Raw genomic sequence first — 18,032 nt, forward strand, 5'->3', positions numbered from 1 at the left:
CTCATGAGTCAATCAGATCTGAAGGGTAAACGAATTTTTGTTACCGGGCACACCGGTTTCACGGGTTCGTGGGCAAGTATTTGGCTCAACCTAATTGGGTCAGAGGTTTATGGATATTCACTCGAGCCGGAAACTATACCTAACCTATTCACCGAGGCAAAAGTTGGAAATATCGTCAAAGGCACGTTTTCCGATATAAGAGATTTTGACAAGCTAAAGAGTGCGGTCTCGGATTTTCAGCCGGATCTGATTCTGCACCTAGCGGCCCAACCATTGGTGCGTCGTGGCTATAAAACCCCAAGAGAGACCTTTGAGACTAATGCCCAGGGTACTGCGAATGTGCTTGAGGCGGCTCGACTAACTCCTTCTGTCCGGGGTGTCTTGTGCATAACAACGGATAAGGTTTACAAGAATCTAGAAATTGACTACGACTACGTAGAATCCGATGAGCTGGGTGGCAAAGACCCATACTCCGCATCAAAAGCTGCAGCGGAGCTGATAATTTCGGGTTATCGTGACTCAATCCGAATCCAAGGTAGTGAATCACCTATCATTTGTGTTGCGCGTGGTGGAAACATCGTTGGAGGCGGAGATTGGTCTGAGGATCGACTTATCCCTGATTATATAAGAGCTTATGAATCAGGCAAGCAATTGATAATTAGATATCCAAATTCCACAAGACCTTGGCAGCATGTGTTGTCTCTGATTGAGGGTTACTTACAGATTCTTTCAGGAATGGTGGGTAAGTCACCACGAGTTTTCGATCGTGCCTTCAATCTTGGTCCGGTTGGATCTAGTCAGGTATCAGTAGCAGATGTTCTTGAACTTATTTCAAAGTCGCTTCCCGGGGTTGAAACAGTTATTGAGAAAGTTGCATTGGCTGAAGCTGGAAAACTAGGCCTCAATAGTCAGCTCGCTAAAGAGACATTCGGCTGGAATCCAAAATGGACCACTCAGGAAGTTTTAGAAAAAACAGCTCTTTGGTACAACAGTTTTTTAGCTGATAAAGAGTCAGCTTATGATTTATGTGTTACTCAAATTGTAGAATTTAGCTCACCAAGAAAATAGACAATATAAATGCAGCTTAGTGAATACATCATGCTCAGATGCCAATTGGCTATTTGGCTGGTTAGATATACCTGAAAACCTTATTGCTCATCTCAGTAGATAGCTCAGGCGTCATTAGGTGAATTGGGTTAGAAATCAGATTGCCTCGTTCATCAATTTGGCTTGTTATCTTTGGAAAGTATGTTTGATCAGGGTTAATCGGTACCAAGATTACCTGTGGGCCTTCTAGGGCTACTGCTCTTTCGATCTCTGCTTTCAGGTCTGCTTCTGGGTCCAATTCAGTGGATGAAATCCCAAAGGATTTAGCCAGCAGGTGCCAGTCGGGTAGACCTAAGCCGGTGCTAGCATCACACCCCAAGTAGTGACCATCAAAGTAACTTTTTTGTGTCATGCGAATCGATGCGTAGCCGTCGTTACACAATAAGAAAGTTTTGATGTTCAGTTTGTTTGCAGCTACCGTCCCGAGTTCCTGAATATTTTGGGCGAAGCCGCCATCACCTTCCACGTGAAAGACTCGAGGAGCGCCAGCAAATGCCGTACCAATTGCTCCGGCTAAGCCGTATCCCATACTTGCCAATCCTTTGGTGGTGATAACGGTGTTTTCTCTACCTTGGTTTAGAGATTGCATGGCAACAGTCTCCGAAGCACCACTGCTTGATGGAACTACTGCATCGCCATCTTTCAACACTTCTGAAAGAGCGATATAGAACTCATATGGATTGATGAAGGGGCCTTTGGTTTTGTTCACATTTTCAGAAGTTGGTAGCGAGGCTTTCACGGATGCCGAGAACTCAACCCAGGACTTCCAAGAAGCATTGTTTCTTTCGGAATCTAGAAAGTCAAGAACTGGAGGCAAAACCTCGTTAGCGTTAGCCTCTATTGGGTAGTCGATACCTGGATTTTTCTTGTCTAGTTCTGTTGGATCAATGTCAACCTGGATTATTTTGCCGATGGGCATAAACTGCTCCCAATTGAATCCGCTTTGTTGTAGACCTAACCTAGTACCCAGAGCTATTAGCAGATCGGATTGCTGAAGAATTACGTTAGCCGATCGTTGACCCCAGGTGTTCGGACGACCGAAGTATGACTTAGCATCACTGCTAATTCGATCTGTGCCGTTCCAAGTTGTCATTACTGGAATTGGGGAATTTTCTAGTAAATCTTGAGCTTTTTTCGCAGTCTCTCTGCTTACGCCACCGCCAACAAGCAATACAGGTCTTTTGGAGTTTCTTATCTCGGCACTCAATTGCTCTGATAAAGAAAAAGTGTTCGTAGAGAGTTGACTTTCCTCTTTGGGTTTACTCTCTATGTCCTGGAATTCCGCGCCTTGGGCATCGAGACAAAATTCGATAAAAACCGGTCCTTTCCTAGGGCTTAAGCCGGAAAGCACAACTTTCTGAATTTCGTTTCGCGGGAGTGGTTTTTGAATTTGGAGACTTGCAACAGTTAGCGAGCTAACTAGAGTCATTCCGTCTATTTCTTGGATTCCAAGTTGTCTAACTTTTCCGTGCGACAGGTCAGTGCTCTTAACTTGACCCCCAATAACCAATAAGTCTCGACTCTCCAAGAATGCACCCGCCATTGCTGTAACAATGTTTGTTAGGCCTGGACCAGCAGTAACTAATGCGAAGGCCTTCTTGCCGTTCTTGCCTTGGCTCTCATTGAAATATTCTGCAGCTATACCTGCAGAAACTTCATGAACCACTGGAACGCACTCAAAAACGTGACTTGCAGACTCCAATAAATGCATTACGTTTCCACCGGCCACATAGAAACAGTGTGTGTAACCCAAATCTTCAAGCCAACGAACAAACACGTCAGAATACTTCAAAAGTTACCCTCCATCGAGCACCAGATTTTTAAGATCCAGCGCTAGCTCGTTCAGTGAAGTATATACGTAATCCGCCCCAGCAATAAGCAGTTCATCTTTGCTAAACACAGTTTGGGCTATACCGATTGTCTTCACCCCAGCGGCCAGGCCTGCAGTTATATCCTCTACCCTGTCACCAATCATGAATGCCTCAGAAGCACCTAGGGCCCTAAAACAATTTAAGACTACGTCTGGCTCTGGCTTGGGGCGCGCTGTTCCTGTTCCATGAATTTCTTTGACGTACTCTCTAAGTGGTGAATTTTCTACAACGGCCTCTGCTAAATATTGTGGCTTGGAGGTTGCAACACCCGTTACGTATCCCGATTCATGAATAGTTTTCAATAAGTCCATGGCTTTTGGATAGGTGCTATTGCCCAGGAGTACTTCCTTATGTAAAGCATCACGAAACTCCCTAATTAGATTAGATACCTCGGTTTGAGTTAGGGGTAAGTCAGAGAAGAGCTCAGAGGCTTCAAGTCCAATTGCTTGATCCGCTCTCTCCTTTGAGAGATTCGGCTGGTTATGCAGGTTTCTTGCTGCGTTTGCTGCCCTAAGAATCTGCTCGGATGAATCAAATAACGTTCCGTCTAAATCAAAAATGAAGGCTGTCGATTTGCTACGGCCAATGTAATCGGGTTCCACATAAACGAGTGTAATCGGCAAAGCAACTTGAAGGTGCTACCCCGTATCAGATGATCTTGACTTAGAAACTCTGGGGTTCCTCTAGAGAAAAAACTTTATGAACCAATTATCCAGGGCACCCCATGGGGGCTCATCCAAAAGAGACCTAGGGGATTAGATTTGCAACAGTTATAGTGTTGTCACAGAATCTCTTCTGTTCACACTGTCTTATTTACTTTTCACTGATTTTTTGTCTCCTATAAGAACCCGAAATACAAACACATAGGCAATAATCCAGAATCCACCTACAAGATTTGCAGTGGTTACAATAATCGATTTGTCCGAAGCTAGTTGATACATCGGTAACTGAATGAGTGTGAGAACTAGAACCATCCAAAGGGTAAAATTTATTTTTTTGGACGCCGAGTTTTCGTCTTTTTTTGCCCTCAAGGTGCTCGACGTTGCATTTTTGCTCATTTGAGTTAATGCCAATAAAGCTGGGATTGAGAAGACTGCGTAGTAATACCAACTTGTGCTGGATGTCATAGCAACCAGAGACGTAAGAAGAATCCCTACCTGAACGTCGGTCAGAACATGTCTATAAGCTGTGATCAAACAGAGTATTGACAAAAGGACAAGAGGCCCGATTAGTCCTTGCAGACCTTGTAAATCTTGAAGAAACGACTCATTTTTGAATTGACTTGGCACAAGGGTCGCGAAGGAATACAGGCCTTGCGCAAATGAAATGTTTTGCGGCCAGCCATTGGCTACGGAGGTGTAGTCCTGATAGCTGATAAATCTTGAAAGCCAATCATAGATGTTGACTGGAAACCGACTCCCGGCAACGATTAAGAATGCTAAGACATGAATGGTTCCCCCTAGTAGGGCTCCTTTTGCAAAGGTTTTTAACTCTCCGCGAATCATATATAGAAACAGGAGAACTGCAAAATGTGGCTTTATGACAGTAAGGAGAACAATTGCTAGGACGCCTTGGTTGGGGGAGCGACTGATCAACGCTGCGAAGAACCAGACCAGTAAAGGAATAATGAAACCCACATTGTTTCCCCTGTCAAGGGCGTGAATCAGTGGCGGGGAGAAAAATGTAATCGCAGCAAAAAGAATGATTCGGGATTCCAGGGAGATTCCTTTGGTTCCCGACCAAACGCCCCATCCAATCAGTAGAGTCATCGAACCAAGGTAAATTAGCAATCCTGCTTGTGCAAACCCAGTAATTGAACCAAGAAGATGTGTAACCATAAAGGGAATAAGGGCTGCCGCAGGATATGCGTTGGCGTACTCTAACCACGGATTAGGTTGAGAAAAAACTAGAAAAATTACGTAGTAGTAATCTCCCCAACAATGAGACCCGAGTCCTTCAGAAGCAGCTTCGCACCACCCGTCTGCTGCGGGAAAGCTTCTTGAAGAGTAAACGTCAAGACCTAGGTAGGAGCCAGCGATCCACCAGTAGAGAAGGCTAATGCCCTGAATGGGCAACAGAACGGCAACTGTAGGCATGCCCAGTATCCAGTTTGTGAATTTTGATTCTGTCTTTTTTACCAACACAAGACTCACCCCCCCCTTTTTTTTTTGATAATTCCTTTAACTCAAGATTGCCGCAAGCCTAGTTTCTTTCTCGCTCATTTCGCAACAAACAGCAAACGCCTGATAGTCGAAAGCCCCCTGGTGACGAATTTTGCGATATCGTAACCGAGTTTGAATAATGCGTAGGGAAGCTTAGCTAGAGATGCAAGAAATAACTTAAAAATGTTGCTGACAAACCCAATTGGCCTAGATGTGATTGGGCTTTTGGAACTTGGGGTGACACCGCCTGGTTTATTGAATCCCCGGGCAGCACTCTCCCAAGAGATAACTCTATTTCTCTCAGTCGTGACTGAGGTGAAAGTGGCAGAGACTTTATTTCCTTTAGAGGATTTGGTCACTAGCAACCTGCTCATACATATTTTTAAGGTTTCCCAAGTAATCCTCTAAAGAAAACTTGACTTCTACACGGGCCCTTGCCCGAAACCCAAGTTCTTTCAATTGCATTTTATTGTCTATGGCCCATGTGATTCGGTTTGCGATTTGGCCGACTAAATCATCAAGATTTACTTCCAACTCAGGGCATTCGGCAACCTCACTGGCAGCGGTTTTTCCAACAGTGATGACCGGAACACGCGATGACATGGCTTCTAGAGCCATCATCCCAAAAGACTCTACTGAGGATGGCATTGCAAACAAATCTGCTGCTTCGTAGAAAGTTCCTAGATTGTTTATATCGTTAGTCCAGGGCAGCTCAATGGACTCAACTTCCTTGGAGTACTTTGCAACCAGACCCTGTTTTTGAATACAAAGAAGAAGGATCTTTCTTCCAGTTTTGCTGACTTGCTCAATGGCCTGGACTAGCTCCTTGAAGCCCTTTCTCTCATCATCTGTTGAACGGGCGGCCACAACAAAAGTGTCTTTGTCGATTCCGAGAATAGTTCGAGCATCAATTTCTGGCTTTGGTCTAAAGACTTCAGTGTCTATTCCGAAGGGAAACTGAAAGACCTTAGCGTTCCAGTTAGAGACCTTCTTTTCAATCTGACCCCTCATCCAATCTGTGGTGATGTGAATGTTCATGGGGGTTTTCGAGAACAGGAGCTCCTTTCTTGAACGCTCTTTGTCGGTGCGGTCCCAGTAGACCGGAAGTGAAGAATCAAGGGATGGGCAACTTCCACAACCTAAATCCCACCTTGCACAATTCAGGGGAAGTGTGCAGTGGCCGGTAAGTGGCCAAAGGTCATGCCAGGTCCAAACCGCAGGCTTAACTTCAAATACCTTCGCCATGTTCTCAACGGTCATCATGTGATCATGAATGACTTGAAGGTGGACTACATCTGCTTCTTTGAATTCAGGCAAGTCAAATATCTTGCTTGACCAAGACTGGTAAGTGGACTGTCTCCCTGTAAGGCTTTCTATAGCCATAGTGGCTTCCGCTAGGAGTCTGGTTTTGCGCCCAGGAAATAGCTCAATTGATTTTTCAGACTTTGAAGTCTTGCTCCAGAATGAGCCGATCTTGGCGTCTATTCCCAAGCCCTTTAGCGGTTCAATGATGTCGTGGCCATTCCATCGGCCCCCGACCTCATCGCTACTGCTTACGTTGAATACCTTCAAGCCATTCCTCGCCAATAGAAAATGTGATCGCGTTGACCATCAACTTCATCACCATCAGACAATACCGCCAATGGATAATTGCACTAAATATACAGGAGTTGGCCTGCTTCTTTCGGTAGAGTTTCCTTCAAGTCATTGGAGGAGCTGCTCGAAATATTGGTCTTTGCTCTGCTAATCAACGCTTGTAATTGGTGTTGCTAGTAGATTTGGTACTTGCCGGCTAAATAGGAGCAGTCTCCGTGAAAATCCTCGTGCTTCATGAAATTGATTACTTGGAAAAAGTAATTTATGAAATCCATGAGTTTCCAGAATTACTTGCCAAAGCCGGTCATAATGTCACGTTTTTTCACTTTCAAGAGGGCGCTAATCGGGCCAAAGAGAATCTATTTCGGAAGAAGGAAATTGTTGGCCGAGTAGTTCCTGAAGCCAAATTAACCCTAATTGGTCCTCATCAGTTTGGGATTTTCTGGTTTGACAGGTTGTGGGCAACAGTTAGTAGCTGGCCAGCACTGTTTAGATTATTTCGAGAAAACAAGTTTGATGTGGTTCTCAATTACGCAATTCCTACATTTGGCCTTCAGGCCCTGATTATTGCAGCTATTTACAAAACTCCATTTATCCATAGAGCGCTAGATTCCTCCCATGAGATTCGAGAGTCTATTTTTAGATTTCCTATACTTTGGGTAGAAAAACTCATGTATAGATTTTCACCTTTGCTCTCCGCAAATAACTCCGCTATGCAGCGATACTGTGAAAACCTAGCCGGCCGAAAGAAACCCTCGGTTGTGAACTATCCACCACTTGACATTGCTCATTTTTCTAATCGAGTGCCAGACCCTGAACTTCGGATGCGTCTCGGGCTTGCACCAACAGACTCCGTAATTACTTACATGGGGTCTTTCTTCTATTTCTCGGGTTTACCAGAGGTAATAAAGAGGTTTGCGGAATTGGTTCCTCAAGGCTCGTCAACGAAACTGCTTCTAATCGGTGGTGGCGAGCAGGAGAATGAACTCCGGAATATAATTACTGACCTTGGTATCTCTGATCGGGTCATCTTCACCGGCTTTGTAAGTTATTACGATTTGCCAAAGTACTTGGCACTTTCTACCGTGGCCATTAATCCTTTAGAAATAAGTCAAGTGGCATCGATTGCCTTTCCGAACAAAGTTCTTCAGTACCTAGCTACTGGCGTTCCAGTTGTCTCTACGCGTCTGGAAGGTTTGTTCTCCGCCATCGACGGAATAGAGGGTTTGACCTGGGCAGAGACCCCAGCGAAAGTGTTGGAAATTGCCTTAGAGGTTTCTCAAGCTGGTGGTGCTCAGACAAACAAGTCAGAATCTCTCAAGACGCTAGGTGCACTTTTTTCACCGGAGGCGGCTTTGGCTTCCATGGAGCAAACTTTGAATACCGCAATCGAGATCAACAAGCGGAACTAGAGTTAACTGCAATGAGTACAGTTTTGATATTAGGTGCCAGCGGAATGCTTGGCTCGGCTGTTTTGAAAGAGTTTTCAAACTTTCAGGGTGAGTTAGTAGCCACTACTAGAGTAGGCGCGAGCTTAGTCGCCGGCTCGAATATTAGATTCTTGAAATTCGACGCTGCTACAGACAACCTAGACAGCGCTTTCTCTATGCCAATTGATTATGTAATTAACTGCATTGGGATAATTAAGCCATATATCAATGATTCAGATACTAAACAGACCGAAACGGCGTTCGAAATTAATGGTTCTTTTCCTAATCGCTTACAGGCTTGGGCAACGAAGCGCGGGGCGAAGGTTATTCAAATTGCCACCGATTGCGTGTTTTCTGGATCAAAAGGCAAATATTTGGAAACTGATGAGCACGACGCTTTGGATGTTTACGGCAAGTCAAAGAGTCTGGGAGAGGCAAAAGGTGCTTCCATGATGCACCTAAGAGTTTCCATAATTGGACCAGAAGTGGATCGGAGCTCGTCCCTTTTGGAGTGGGTGCGAAATCAACCCAAAAACGCCGAGATTTCGGGCTACACCGATCATTTTTGGAATGGCATAACCTCGATGCACTTTGCGAAGATTGCCCGCGGAGTCATTGAGAATGAATTATTTGAGCCCGGGGTGTTTAATGTTCTTCCGAAAGATAGCGTTACCAAATCTGAACTAGTTGGTTTGATTGCGATGTATCTAGGTCGGTCAGATATCAAAGTCACCCCAACAGCGACTGGGGCGAACATCAACCGCACTCTTGACACCAGCAATCCGGAGAAAAACAACACCCTTTGGCTTAGCGCTGGGTACGAATCCCCGCCATCTATTGCACGGATGGTATCCGAGCTGATTACATGGGGCGCCAAAGGCTAGAAAGCCCTTATAAGTCGTAAGCATTAGCCTAGCTTTCTGAAGCCAGCCCATTCATGGTGTCTAGAAATAGTAGAAAGCATAAACCTGACTACTCGAGTGGAACAATCGGTAACTTCATAGCCTGCCGGCAATAAATTCGCTGAAGCTTCTTTTGCAGAGCTCCCATCTTCTGTAACGGAGCGAATTCCAGCGATAACGTTGGCGGTTTTGAGCCCGGTCATGACTATTCCACCAAACTCAAGTGCCTCTGGTCTCTCCATAGAGTCTCTAATGGTGACAGCGGGGAAACCAAGAATTATTGACTCCTCACTAATGGTTCCGCTGTCCGAGAGAACGCATTTGGCGTTTAGTTGAAGTTTGTTGTAATCAATAAAGCCAAACGGTTCGTGGAAAATCACACCTTTTGAATCCTTATAGCCAGGTATCGACTCAAGTTGTTTTCGAGTTCTAGGGTGAGTGGAAACCATTATTGGAAAACCCCAGGTTTCATGGACTCTATTAAGTGTCTCCAGAAGATTTTTTAGTCTCTCCGGGGAATCTACGTTTTCTTGCCTGTGAGCGCTGACCAAGAAATACTTTTGTGGCTCAAGTTCTAAGGTCTTAAGAATATTGCTGGCCTGAATTTTTGCCATGTAATTGTCAAGAACTTCACGCATTGGGGAGCCTGAAACCATGATTCTTCTTGGTGGCAGCCCTTCTGCAAGCAAGTTCCGTCTAGCGTGCTCGGTATATGGAATGTTGAAGTCCGAAACGTGGTCTACTAATCGTCTGTTGGTTTCTTCTGGCACATTTTCGTCGAAAGACCGGTTGCCTGCCTCCATGTGGTAAACGGGTATGTGCATTCTCTTGGCCAGGACTGCTGAAATTGCACTATTTGTGTCTCCGAGAATCAACACAGCATCAGGTTTGTGGTCTACAAAAACTTTTTCGATCTTTGCAAGTGTGTCCCCAAGTACGGCACCGAGTGTTGAGGTGTCCACATCAAGATAAATATCCGGGGTCCTGATTTCTAGCTCATCAAAGAAAACCTTGCTAAGCATCGGGTCTTTGTTCTGCCCGGTGTTTACAAAAATGTGGTTGAAGTGTTTGTCTAAAAGAGGAATAACCCTGGAAAGCCTAATAATCTCGGGCCTGGTGCCGACAACCGTTACAACCTTGAGCTTTTCTGCTGAACTCATAACCCAAGTTCCTGACGTATTTCCGGAAGGGTAAGAAGAAGAGTCTTGACACCTTCCTTGTCTAGTCTTGTTGTGTTGTGTGAGGTATAAGACTCGTTCGAAGCCGGCTTGTTTTCCCCGTGCTCAAAAAAAGCCTCGTAATCAAGAGTCCTGGAATCCAGCGGCACCCTGAAGTAGTCCCCTCGATCCTCTGCTTTAGCCATTTCCTCGGCACCAAGTAAAGACTCAAAAAGCTTCTCGCCGTGTCGAACACCAATTGTCTTTATCTCTGGGCTGTCTAGTCCAACTAACTCTAGAAGGGCTTCTAAAAGGACGGCAATGGTTGCAGCTGGAGCCTTACGAATAAACAGATCGCCAGTTTCAGCATTCTCAAAGGCGTGCTGAACCAAGTCAACAGACTCGCTGAGGGACATGAGGAACCTTGTCATTTCGGGGTCCGTGATTGTCAATGGTTTTCCGCTTCGAATTTGACTGATAAAAAGGGGGATAACCGATCCTCTGGAATACATAACATTCCCATACCTGGTGACGGATATCACAGTCTTGGAGTCTTGGTTGTCTCTGGCAAAAGCAATTGCGGTTTTTTCCATTAAAGCTTTGGTCATACCCATGGCGTTGATTGGGTAGACAGCCTTGTCGGTGCTTAGACAGACAACCGATGACACCTCTGCTTCGATTGCTGCCCTGAGAACATTGGCACTGCCCTGTATGTTTGTTGCTACTGCTTCAAGCGGGAAAAACTCTGCTGATGGAACTTGCTTCAATGCGGCGGCGTGAAAAACCAGATCGGTTCCTTTAAGAACGTTCTTGACACTCAGTGGGTCTCTGGTATCGCCGATGTAAAAACGAACACGGTTGTCGGCTACCTTGTGTCTGAGTTGATCTTGCTTAGCTTCATCACGACTAAAGACCCGAACCTCGGCTGCCCCTTCTGATAGAAGGTGACTTAGCATCGTGGAGCCAAATGAGCCAGTTCCGCCTGTGATTGTTACAACTGAGCCTGAAATCCTATTTTTTGACAAGAAGTACCTCTGCCTTTGCTCTTTTCAACAATAATGCTACTGCTTTTTGCTTTAATCCATGTGTTCGATCTTTGACTAAAGATTTAACCTTTTGTCTTTGGTGATTTGAACCATTCAGGCTCAAGAATTTATAGATTTACCCATTCACTCGACACCTTAATCCAGCTCTCTGGATAAAGGTCTTCAGGGTCAGCCATTTGGGCAAACCATTTGGATGGGCACGCGATGGTTTTATTTGGCTTCCCTAGGGTTGCTGCCCACCATGAAAACGTTGAGTTTGCAATAACTAGGTATTGGCATTTAGACATGAGCAGCATTGACTCAAACGAGTGTGATTCCTTTGGGGGGTCAACGAAATGCAGGTTCTTACTTCCACTGTCAAAATTCTCGAATTCGAGCCGAGAAAGTACTTTGTCATCGGAGAAAATCCAAACTGCATCCCAAGTTACCCCTCGGGCCCGTAGGTCTCTCATGGCAGCCTCGTAGTAGGAAACTGACAAAGTGCCAATGTCTGAATTTCCAACATAGTCTCCCCTTCGAACGTGAATCCCAAGCACGTTCCCTTGGCCATCTAGTTCATTCAATTTTTCTGTAAACCAAGTGCTGGGATTTTGCATTTGAATTTCTGAGACTAGGCCTTTGTCCATCAGCGCTTGATAGTACCTCCAGGTCTGAAAATATCCGTTGATGGTGACTGGTGGATTGATATCTTCTAGCAGCGGATCAAACCCTAGAACGGGGGATTGGTATTGGTGAAGAACTCGTAATTGCAATTCTTTACTTGAGACATGCCTGACTAGAAATTTCCTAACTTTTCTTCTAACTACGGATATCTGGTCAGTTAGTGAATACTGGTTGCGACTTGGAGCGTAGCTAAGAGGAAGTGTTACTGCATTAATCCAGTCCGAATGACCGGATCTACCAAATTGCGAAAGACTTGGATCAACCTTAAGCACTCCACCGGACTTGTGAGCTAAATACTGTCCAGCGAAGTACTGAAACAACTGGTTTCCAAGTCCTCCAACAAGAATCAGTTGGATTCTTTTACTCTTTTTAGGTCGCAATATCTGAATCAACCTTTAGGCTTTCTGGTACTCGTGAAGCTTGTGAAACTAGGCTTTTAACTAGCCTTGCCATACGTATGTCCCCGCGCCCAACTTGCCCGCGAGCAAGGCTTTCCAAGTAACCGTCCCATGGGATCAGTGGTGGCTCGGGAACACTCCTCGAAATCGCTTCAGCCAATCGCGCATTAACTATGTATGCGTGTGCGCCAGCTCTGAGATCTCCAAGGACGAACCTGAAACCTGAAGAATCCTTTGTTCCCCTGTTCCTCAAGAGGGCAATCAGAAACTCTAATGGCCCGTGTCGCAGAGAAGGTGAATAAAAATTCTCAATATAGCCGATTTGAAGCAAGTCAAGATGGTTTCTTTCCATAAGGTCTTTGATTTCGAACAGCAATTTTTCGTTGACCCCGGCCCCGGGAGTCGCATCGTCCTCAAAAATTAAGGAGAACTCAGCATTTTTGTCAACTGCTTTTCGCATCGCATTTATGTGGGATTTCCAGCAGGCTATTTCTCCCTTTGACAGGAATTCGGATTGTGATTGTTCTAGTTGACCATCGACAGCAATTAGAGTTTCGAAGTTTAAGCCAGCCTGTTCAAGTTCGGTACTAATCTGAGCTAATCGGTCTGGTCTTCTGGCTAGATTTATCACCTGTATGAATAGTCTTGAGTCATTCGAACCAGGTATGTGCATTTACTTTATGCCTTCCACATCCAACAAAAAAATGTATTTAGAATAATTTTGTTAGATTTTAGCACTTTTTGATTAAGTCGGCCCGAGGTATTTCTGATTCTCGATCCCTAACATTGTTCCCAAAAATTTGCAGCTTCGTTCTTCAGGAGTTACCTACTTTGTGACTTGTGTGCTTAGATACCGAAGAATCAGCGATACTAATCCAAAATCTGTGCTGAGGGATTCGAATGAGTCGTCGTAGTTTATGGGATTGCCGTGATACTAGGACCAATGTAGCTGAAAAGACGATTACGCCTAGGATTGAATTGGCTGGGTTAGTGTAGCTAGACATGAATCCAAAGGATTAGACACTTCCGGTCAAATCACTTTGTTTCGTTGTCTCACTAAGAATGCCTTAAAGTACTCTGACATAGCAAAAATTACCAATGAGTACACGAGTGCGGTTATGGGAAGAATCGAAACTTCCTCTTTGTGCCTTACTCCTACTAGCATCCAAGAAGCTCCCATAAACGCTGCCTGGCTGAGTAATGCTGAAACTAATAGAAGCGACAGCCCAGAACGTCTCAAGACAAACCACGCAGGGATAACTAGTAGCGTCAGCAGGTATTCAACAAAAATGGAAACACGAATTTTTTCGAGGCTCGAGGCTAAATCAAAAGCAAACTTATCTATGGACATGGAAGGGTTCCAGTAACTTTGGAATGGTGGTGGGTAATCATCTGCAAAGCTGTAACTCAAATCATTGCTAGCATTCGGGTCACTACCTTTCAAGACAAGGCTTCTTGGGTCTTGCTCAACCGGAAGAAAGCCATCCTGGTAAACACCCCAATCACTTAATAATCCGAAACTTATATTGTTGAAAACGTGGCCAGGATTACTAAGGAGGTATTCAAGAAACACAGCTCGGCCTAACTTCTCGCCTTCGGCAAGTCCAACGTTCCAATAGATTGGCGTTGGTTGACTGAAGTGGCTGTATTCCGGTGGAAGCTCTCGAGCGTTTGTTACTTCAATAAGTTGATCTCGATTCATGGCCATGATTTCATTCCACAATGACAGACCCTGCTCTTTGACTTCGGGATAAGCACCGGTGTCAATTGTTCGGTACGCAAACGAAGAACCCTCAGGTAATTGCTGAATGAGTGCCTTCCAGCGAAGAGCCTCGATACCTAGATACTCGTTATCTCTTTCCAGGTAACTAGGGTCCATCGAAGATGTGAGAATCCAGGCGGTGTCATAATTCAAAGTCCTGGTACCTGTGGTGGGCTCGTGAAAAGAAGTGGTAAAAAAAGAAACAAAGGCAAGAGCGCTGATAGTTGCCGCCGCTAAGCCCAGAGCTATTTTTTTGAAATTTAGCCCACTAAACACAAATATCGTAATCAAGCCAAAGATTACAACTAGAGAATTGAATTTCACCAAATAGGCCAGTGAAAACACTAATCCTGTAATCGACGATAAGACAATGACTCTAGGTACGGTTTTCTGTCTACCCCCAGTTGCGGCTAGTAGCAACGACAGGATTAGAAGATCACCCTGGAGCCACTCTGGAGAAGCAGAATTCAGACCACCCCAGAAACCGACGTAAAGGGAAGTGCCGAGGACAAAAACAGATGCCACGGCTGCGTTTGTAAGACGCCACAACAAAAACACAGCCATAAGAAAAAGAATCAAGTGAAGAACGTTCTGGCCCAATTGGACGCTTTGGAGCCATTCAATGTCAGTGTATGCAGAAGGTTTTGAAACTTCTCCAATTCCCAGAATTTTACTTAGAACATAGCTGTAGCCTGGGGCCAAAATCAGATTTGATGAGCCAAATGTGCCATGAACCATCATTTCTAAATAAGTGGGGTTGTCAGATCTACCGATATTCAGAGGATATCCGGTTGCGAAAATCACTTGCAACACAACAGCAATCAAGAGCGAAGGCAACAGAAGAGTGGCTTCTTGTGGAGCTTTCCTTAGCCAGCTAATCATTTTCTTACCTCTAAAATGTTTTTGGGATCAGTAGAAACTAACCTTGGGTCTTCTCGCTTAGACCAGTCCCGCTTTAGAAGCAGACTTTATCCAGGGGATAACCTCGTCTAGCATGGTGCTCAATTCGGTGTCAGCACTGAAACCTAGTATTTTCTTTGCTTTATCGGTTGCTGGAACACGCTTTTGAACATCATATTCAAACCCGGATTCAAGGACGTAGTTGAATGGTTTTGAGACTGCGTGAATCTTTTTCCAGATGGCTTCTGCTAATTCAATTACCGTGTGACCGACTGATGTGGACATGTTGAAATCATTATTGGTAGCCTCTGGGTGCTCAAGGCTCATGACGATGCCCCTGGCCAAGTCTCCCCCGTAGGTGTAATGGCGTACCTGATCTCCCGTTCCAAGTATGTGAACCGGATCCTGGCCTGCGAGAATTTTCTGGATTAGGTCAGGTACAACGTGACTCATGGCTAAATTTACGTTTCCTGACTTAATCTCTACTTCTCCAAGGGCCCTAGATTCGCCAATGCCGACACAGTTGAAAGGTCGGATTATTGTGTATGGGAGCTTGTACTGATCCCATGCCGCTCGGGCAAAATACTCCACAGCCAGTTTTTGGAATCCATATGATGAAAGTGGTGGTGGGACTACAAGCTGGTCTCCCTCTTGACTTGGCCAACGATCTGTCGATTCAAAAACCATGGAGGAGCTCATGTAAGTAAGCTTCTTGAGCTTTCCATTCTCATGAGCCCAAATGGCCGCATCACAGGCAGATGCAGTCATTCTTTCGTTCTTTGCAAGTAAGTCGTATGCATAAGTATGGAAATAAGAGATTCCGCCAATTAGGGCTGCCCCGGCTATGAAATGATCACAATCAGCGATCACAGACTTCATAAACTCAACATCTGAGGCATCTCCCTCGTGAAGCGTGTAGTTTGGGTGGCTGTCATAACTTTTTGCTACCCTGCCGTACTTTGAGAAGTTGTCTACTCCTGCTACCTCAAAGCCTTTATTCAACAGTTCTTCGACTATGTACCCGCCGATAAAACCGTTAGACCCAGTAACTAGTACTTTCATCACTTCTCCGTATTCTTAATCAGTGCCCGAATCGTTGAGTCTGGATGTGGAAACCCCAAACCAAATAGATACCAACCGAGGTACCTTGGCAGCCATTTTGCTAATCTAAAATTTGACTTCCCAAAGGTCCTGTCAATCCAAGTAGTTGGAATTTCTGCAACAGATAATCCGAGTCTCCTAGCTTTGGCAGTTAACTCAAGTCCAATTTCAAAACCATGTCTACTGTGAATTCCCACTTTGTCAACAAAATCCTTATCGTATGCCTTGAAAGAGTTAGTTGCATCCTGTGTGCCGACTCCAGTAATCAACGCAAAGCTTTTCCCGGCAACCCTAGACAACAAGCGCTTTAATCGTGGCCCACCCACCTGCTGGCCTCCCGGCATGTATCTCGAAGCTGAAGCGATTACCACTCCACGCCTGACTAAGTTTGCTAGCTCCCCTACTTGCCGTGGGTCATCACAACCATCCGCCATAGTGACTACGACCACGTTAGCGATTGCTTGATCAATCCCATACCGAATGGCGTTTGCTGGACCCACGCCGTAGGTGTTTACTACCAATCGAATTGAAGGAATTTCTTCAGACAACTTCTTTACTGGACCGACGGTCGAGTCGTTGGGGTTATCCACGACTACCAGAATTTCGTTTGGTTGCTGTATTTCTTGGCTTAAGTTTGTAAGCCCAGCAACAACCCCCTCTCCTTCTTCAAACGCAGGAATAATCACCGAAATTCTGGGCGTCGTGGTCAATCTAAATTCCTCGGGGTTATTCCCCACATGTCTACCAAAGGCTTGTCTGTTACCAAGTCTTTGTATTCTCTATGTGGTGTTGCCAAGATAAGGATGTCGGCCTGTTGCAAGACCTGGTCTAGTGGCATCAGTTCCTGGTCGATACTGGTTGGCACCATTGGGTCTGTTGTGAGAACTTTTTTTGCCCGAAACTTTAGCACCCGCTTTAGTTTGTAGGACAAGGAGCTTCGAATGTCGTCTGAGCCAGCCTTGAAAGCCATCCCTAGAATTCCCACCGTCATGCTTAACAAATCATATTTTGATTCAAGCTGGGAGACGATGAATTGAGGCATCCCCTCGTTTACTAACATGGCGGAATGGCCAAGATGGAAGTTGTTATCTGAGAAAGCCGCCAATTGCATTGTGTCTTTGAACAAACAGGGTCCAGCGGCAAAACCAGCGCTTGGAACATCAGCGGCTCTCGGATAGTCCTGCCTAATAGCGGACCTAATATTCTCATAGTCAAGGCCCTTGGATTCTGCCATCATGTAAAACTGATTGGCCATGGCGAACTTCACATATCGCCAAGTATTCGTAAACAACTTTGCTAGCTCGGCTTCTTCTGGTGATAGCCGAACAATGGCAGGTGCGATTCTTGAGAATAGCTCGGAGGCTCTATCAAAACCCCTTTGTGTTCTGGACGAAACTATCTGAGGAAGGCTTACAAGTTCCTCAACGGCATTATGCTCGGCAATTCTTTCAGGTGCGAAGGCAACATCCATGTCCAGCCCCCAAGCTTGTAATTCTCGCTCAACTTGTCTTGTAACCCCTGGGTAAATAGTTGATCGCAGAATTAATAGTTGACCATTTCTTAGGTGTGGGCGACACCTTTCCAGAGCCAAAGTGATTGCTTGGGGGTCTGGATTTAGATGCTCGTCAACTGGTGTCCCGATAACCACAATCAGGGAATCCGCTTCTCCGGTTACGGATGGGTCGGTCGTGGCGACTAATTTTTCAGCTGCAATTGATTTCTGGAGAAGTTTCTCCGCCCCAGGCTCCCAAAAAGGCATCTTTCCCGCGTTTATTCCCTCGACTACAGATTTGGAAATGTCATAGATTCCAGTTTTTACGCCTCTGCTCGAGAGCATAATCGCGAGTGGAAGTCCAACGTGACCCCCCCCACCAATAACGACTGCATCGAAACTCATATGGTCCCCGGAAATCCTAAAGATTGTGGTCTTGTGACCT

At 45.3% G+C, this 18,032-nt stretch carries 15 protein-coding genes; 3 read left to right on the plus strand and 12 right to left on the minus strand.

Going from position 1 to position 18,032, the window contains the following annotated elements:
* Window positions 1-3: 3 nt before the first annotated feature.
* On the plus strand, window positions 4-1,068 hold the full coding sequence (gene rfbG / locus AC9UES_RS00115) for a CDP-glucose 4,6-dehydratase (RefSeq protein ID WP_509525405.1): 1,065 nt from the start codon (window positions 4-6) through the stop codon (window positions 1,066-1,068).
* A 61-nt stretch (window positions 1,069-1,129) separates the two neighbouring features.
* Here rfbG and AC9UES_RS00120 read toward each other — a convergent pair whose 3' ends face one another.
* The 4 genes from AC9UES_RS00120 to AC9UES_RS00135 all read right to left on the minus strand — a co-directional run bounded on the left by AC9UES_RS00120 (window position 1,130) and on the right by AC9UES_RS00135 (window position 6,712).
* A complete protein-coding gene (locus tag AC9UES_RS00120) occupies window positions 1,130-2,899 on the minus strand; it encodes a thiamine pyrophosphate-binding protein (RefSeq protein ID WP_509525407.1) in 1,770 nt (589 codons plus the stop codon).
* A 3-nt stretch (window positions 2,900-2,902) separates the two neighbouring features.
* Window positions 2,903-3,580 (minus strand): HAD family hydrolase, encoded by a 678-nt coding sequence (locus tag AC9UES_RS00125; RefSeq protein WP_509525409.1) that lies wholly within the window; start codon window positions 3,578-3,580, stop codon window positions 2,903-2,905.
* A 207-nt stretch (window positions 3,581-3,787) separates the two neighbouring features.
* Window positions 3,788-5,122 (minus strand): glycosyltransferase family 87 protein, encoded by a 1,335-nt coding sequence (locus tag AC9UES_RS00130; protein ID WP_509525411.1) that lies wholly within the window; start codon window positions 5,120-5,122, stop codon window positions 3,788-3,790.
* A 360-nt stretch (window positions 5,123-5,482) separates the two neighbouring features.
* On the minus strand, window positions 5,483-6,712 hold the full coding sequence (locus tag AC9UES_RS00135) for a glycosyltransferase (protein WP_509525413.1): 1,230 nt from the start codon (window positions 6,710-6,712) through the stop codon (window positions 5,483-5,485).
* Window positions 6,713-6,951: 239 nt separating this feature from the next.
* Between AC9UES_RS00135 and AC9UES_RS00140 the strand changes: the two genes are divergently transcribed.
* Both AC9UES_RS00140 and AC9UES_RS00145 read left to right on the plus strand, forming a co-directional pair.
* On the plus strand, window positions 6,952-8,148 hold the full coding sequence (locus AC9UES_RS00140; protein WP_509525415.1) for a glycosyltransferase family 4 protein: 1,197 nt from the start codon (window positions 6,952-6,954) through the stop codon (window positions 8,146-8,148).
* Between the two features lie 11 nt (window positions 8,149-8,159).
* On the plus strand, window positions 8,160-9,050 hold the full coding sequence (locus AC9UES_RS00145; RefSeq protein ID WP_509525417.1) for a sugar nucleotide-binding protein: 891 nt from the start codon (window positions 8,160-8,162) through the stop codon (window positions 9,048-9,050).
* Window positions 9,051-9,073: 23 nt separating this feature from the next.
* On the opposite strand, the gene wecB is transcribed toward AC9UES_RS00145, so the two are convergent.
* The 8 genes from wecB to AC9UES_RS00185 all read right to left on the minus strand — a co-directional run bounded on the left by wecB (window position 9,074) and on the right by AC9UES_RS00185 (window position 17,992).
* A complete protein-coding gene (gene wecB, locus AC9UES_RS00150; RefSeq protein WP_509525419.1) occupies window positions 9,074-10,228 on the minus strand; it encodes a non-hydrolyzing UDP-N-acetylglucosamine 2-epimerase in 1,155 nt (384 codons plus the stop codon).
* Window positions 10,225-11,250: a polysaccharide biosynthesis protein gene (locus tag AC9UES_RS00155; protein ID WP_509525421.1), complete on the minus strand. Its 1,026-nt coding sequence runs from the start codon at window positions 11,248-11,250 to the stop codon at window positions 10,225-10,227. Before AC9UES_RS00155 ends, wecB begins: the two co-directional genes overlap by 4 nt.
* Window positions 11,251-11,378: 128 nt before the next feature.
* On the minus strand, window positions 11,379-12,314 hold the full coding sequence (locus AC9UES_RS00160; protein WP_509525423.1) for an alpha-1,2-fucosyltransferase: 936 nt from the start codon (window positions 12,312-12,314) through the stop codon (window positions 11,379-11,381).
* On the minus strand, window positions 12,304-13,005 hold the full coding sequence (locus tag AC9UES_RS00165; protein ID WP_509525425.1) for a glycosyltransferase family 25 protein: 702 nt from the start codon (window positions 13,003-13,005) through the stop codon (window positions 12,304-12,306). Before AC9UES_RS00165 ends, AC9UES_RS00160 begins: the two co-directional genes overlap by 11 nt.
* 357 nt (window positions 13,006-13,362) lie before the next feature.
* A complete protein-coding gene (locus AC9UES_RS00170; RefSeq protein ID WP_509525427.1) occupies window positions 13,363-14,976 on the minus strand; it encodes a hypothetical protein in 1,614 nt (537 codons plus the stop codon).
* A gap of 57 nt (window positions 14,977-15,033) precedes the next feature.
* Window positions 15,034-16,056: an NAD-dependent epimerase/dehydratase family protein gene (locus AC9UES_RS00175; protein WP_509525429.1), complete on the minus strand. Its 1,023-nt coding sequence runs from the start codon at window positions 16,054-16,056 to the stop codon at window positions 15,034-15,036.
* Window positions 16,056-16,805 (minus strand): glycosyltransferase, encoded by a 750-nt coding sequence (locus tag AC9UES_RS00180; protein WP_509525431.1) that lies wholly within the window; start codon window positions 16,803-16,805, stop codon window positions 16,056-16,058. The genes AC9UES_RS00175 and AC9UES_RS00180 overlap by 1 nt, the downstream gene beginning before the upstream one ends.
* Window positions 16,802-17,992, minus strand: coding sequence for a nucleotide sugar dehydrogenase (locus tag AC9UES_RS00185; RefSeq protein ID WP_509525434.1), 1,191 nt, complete (start codon window positions 17,990-17,992; stop codon window positions 16,802-16,804). The genes AC9UES_RS00180 and AC9UES_RS00185 overlap by 4 nt, the downstream gene beginning before the upstream one ends.
* Between the last annotated feature and the right edge of the window lie 40 nt (window positions 17,993-18,032).

It is taken from the genome of Rhodoluna sp. (assembly GCF_044232805.1).
Classification (GTDB): domain Bacteria; phylum Actinomycetota; class Actinomycetes; order Actinomycetales; family Microbacteriaceae; genus Rhodoluna.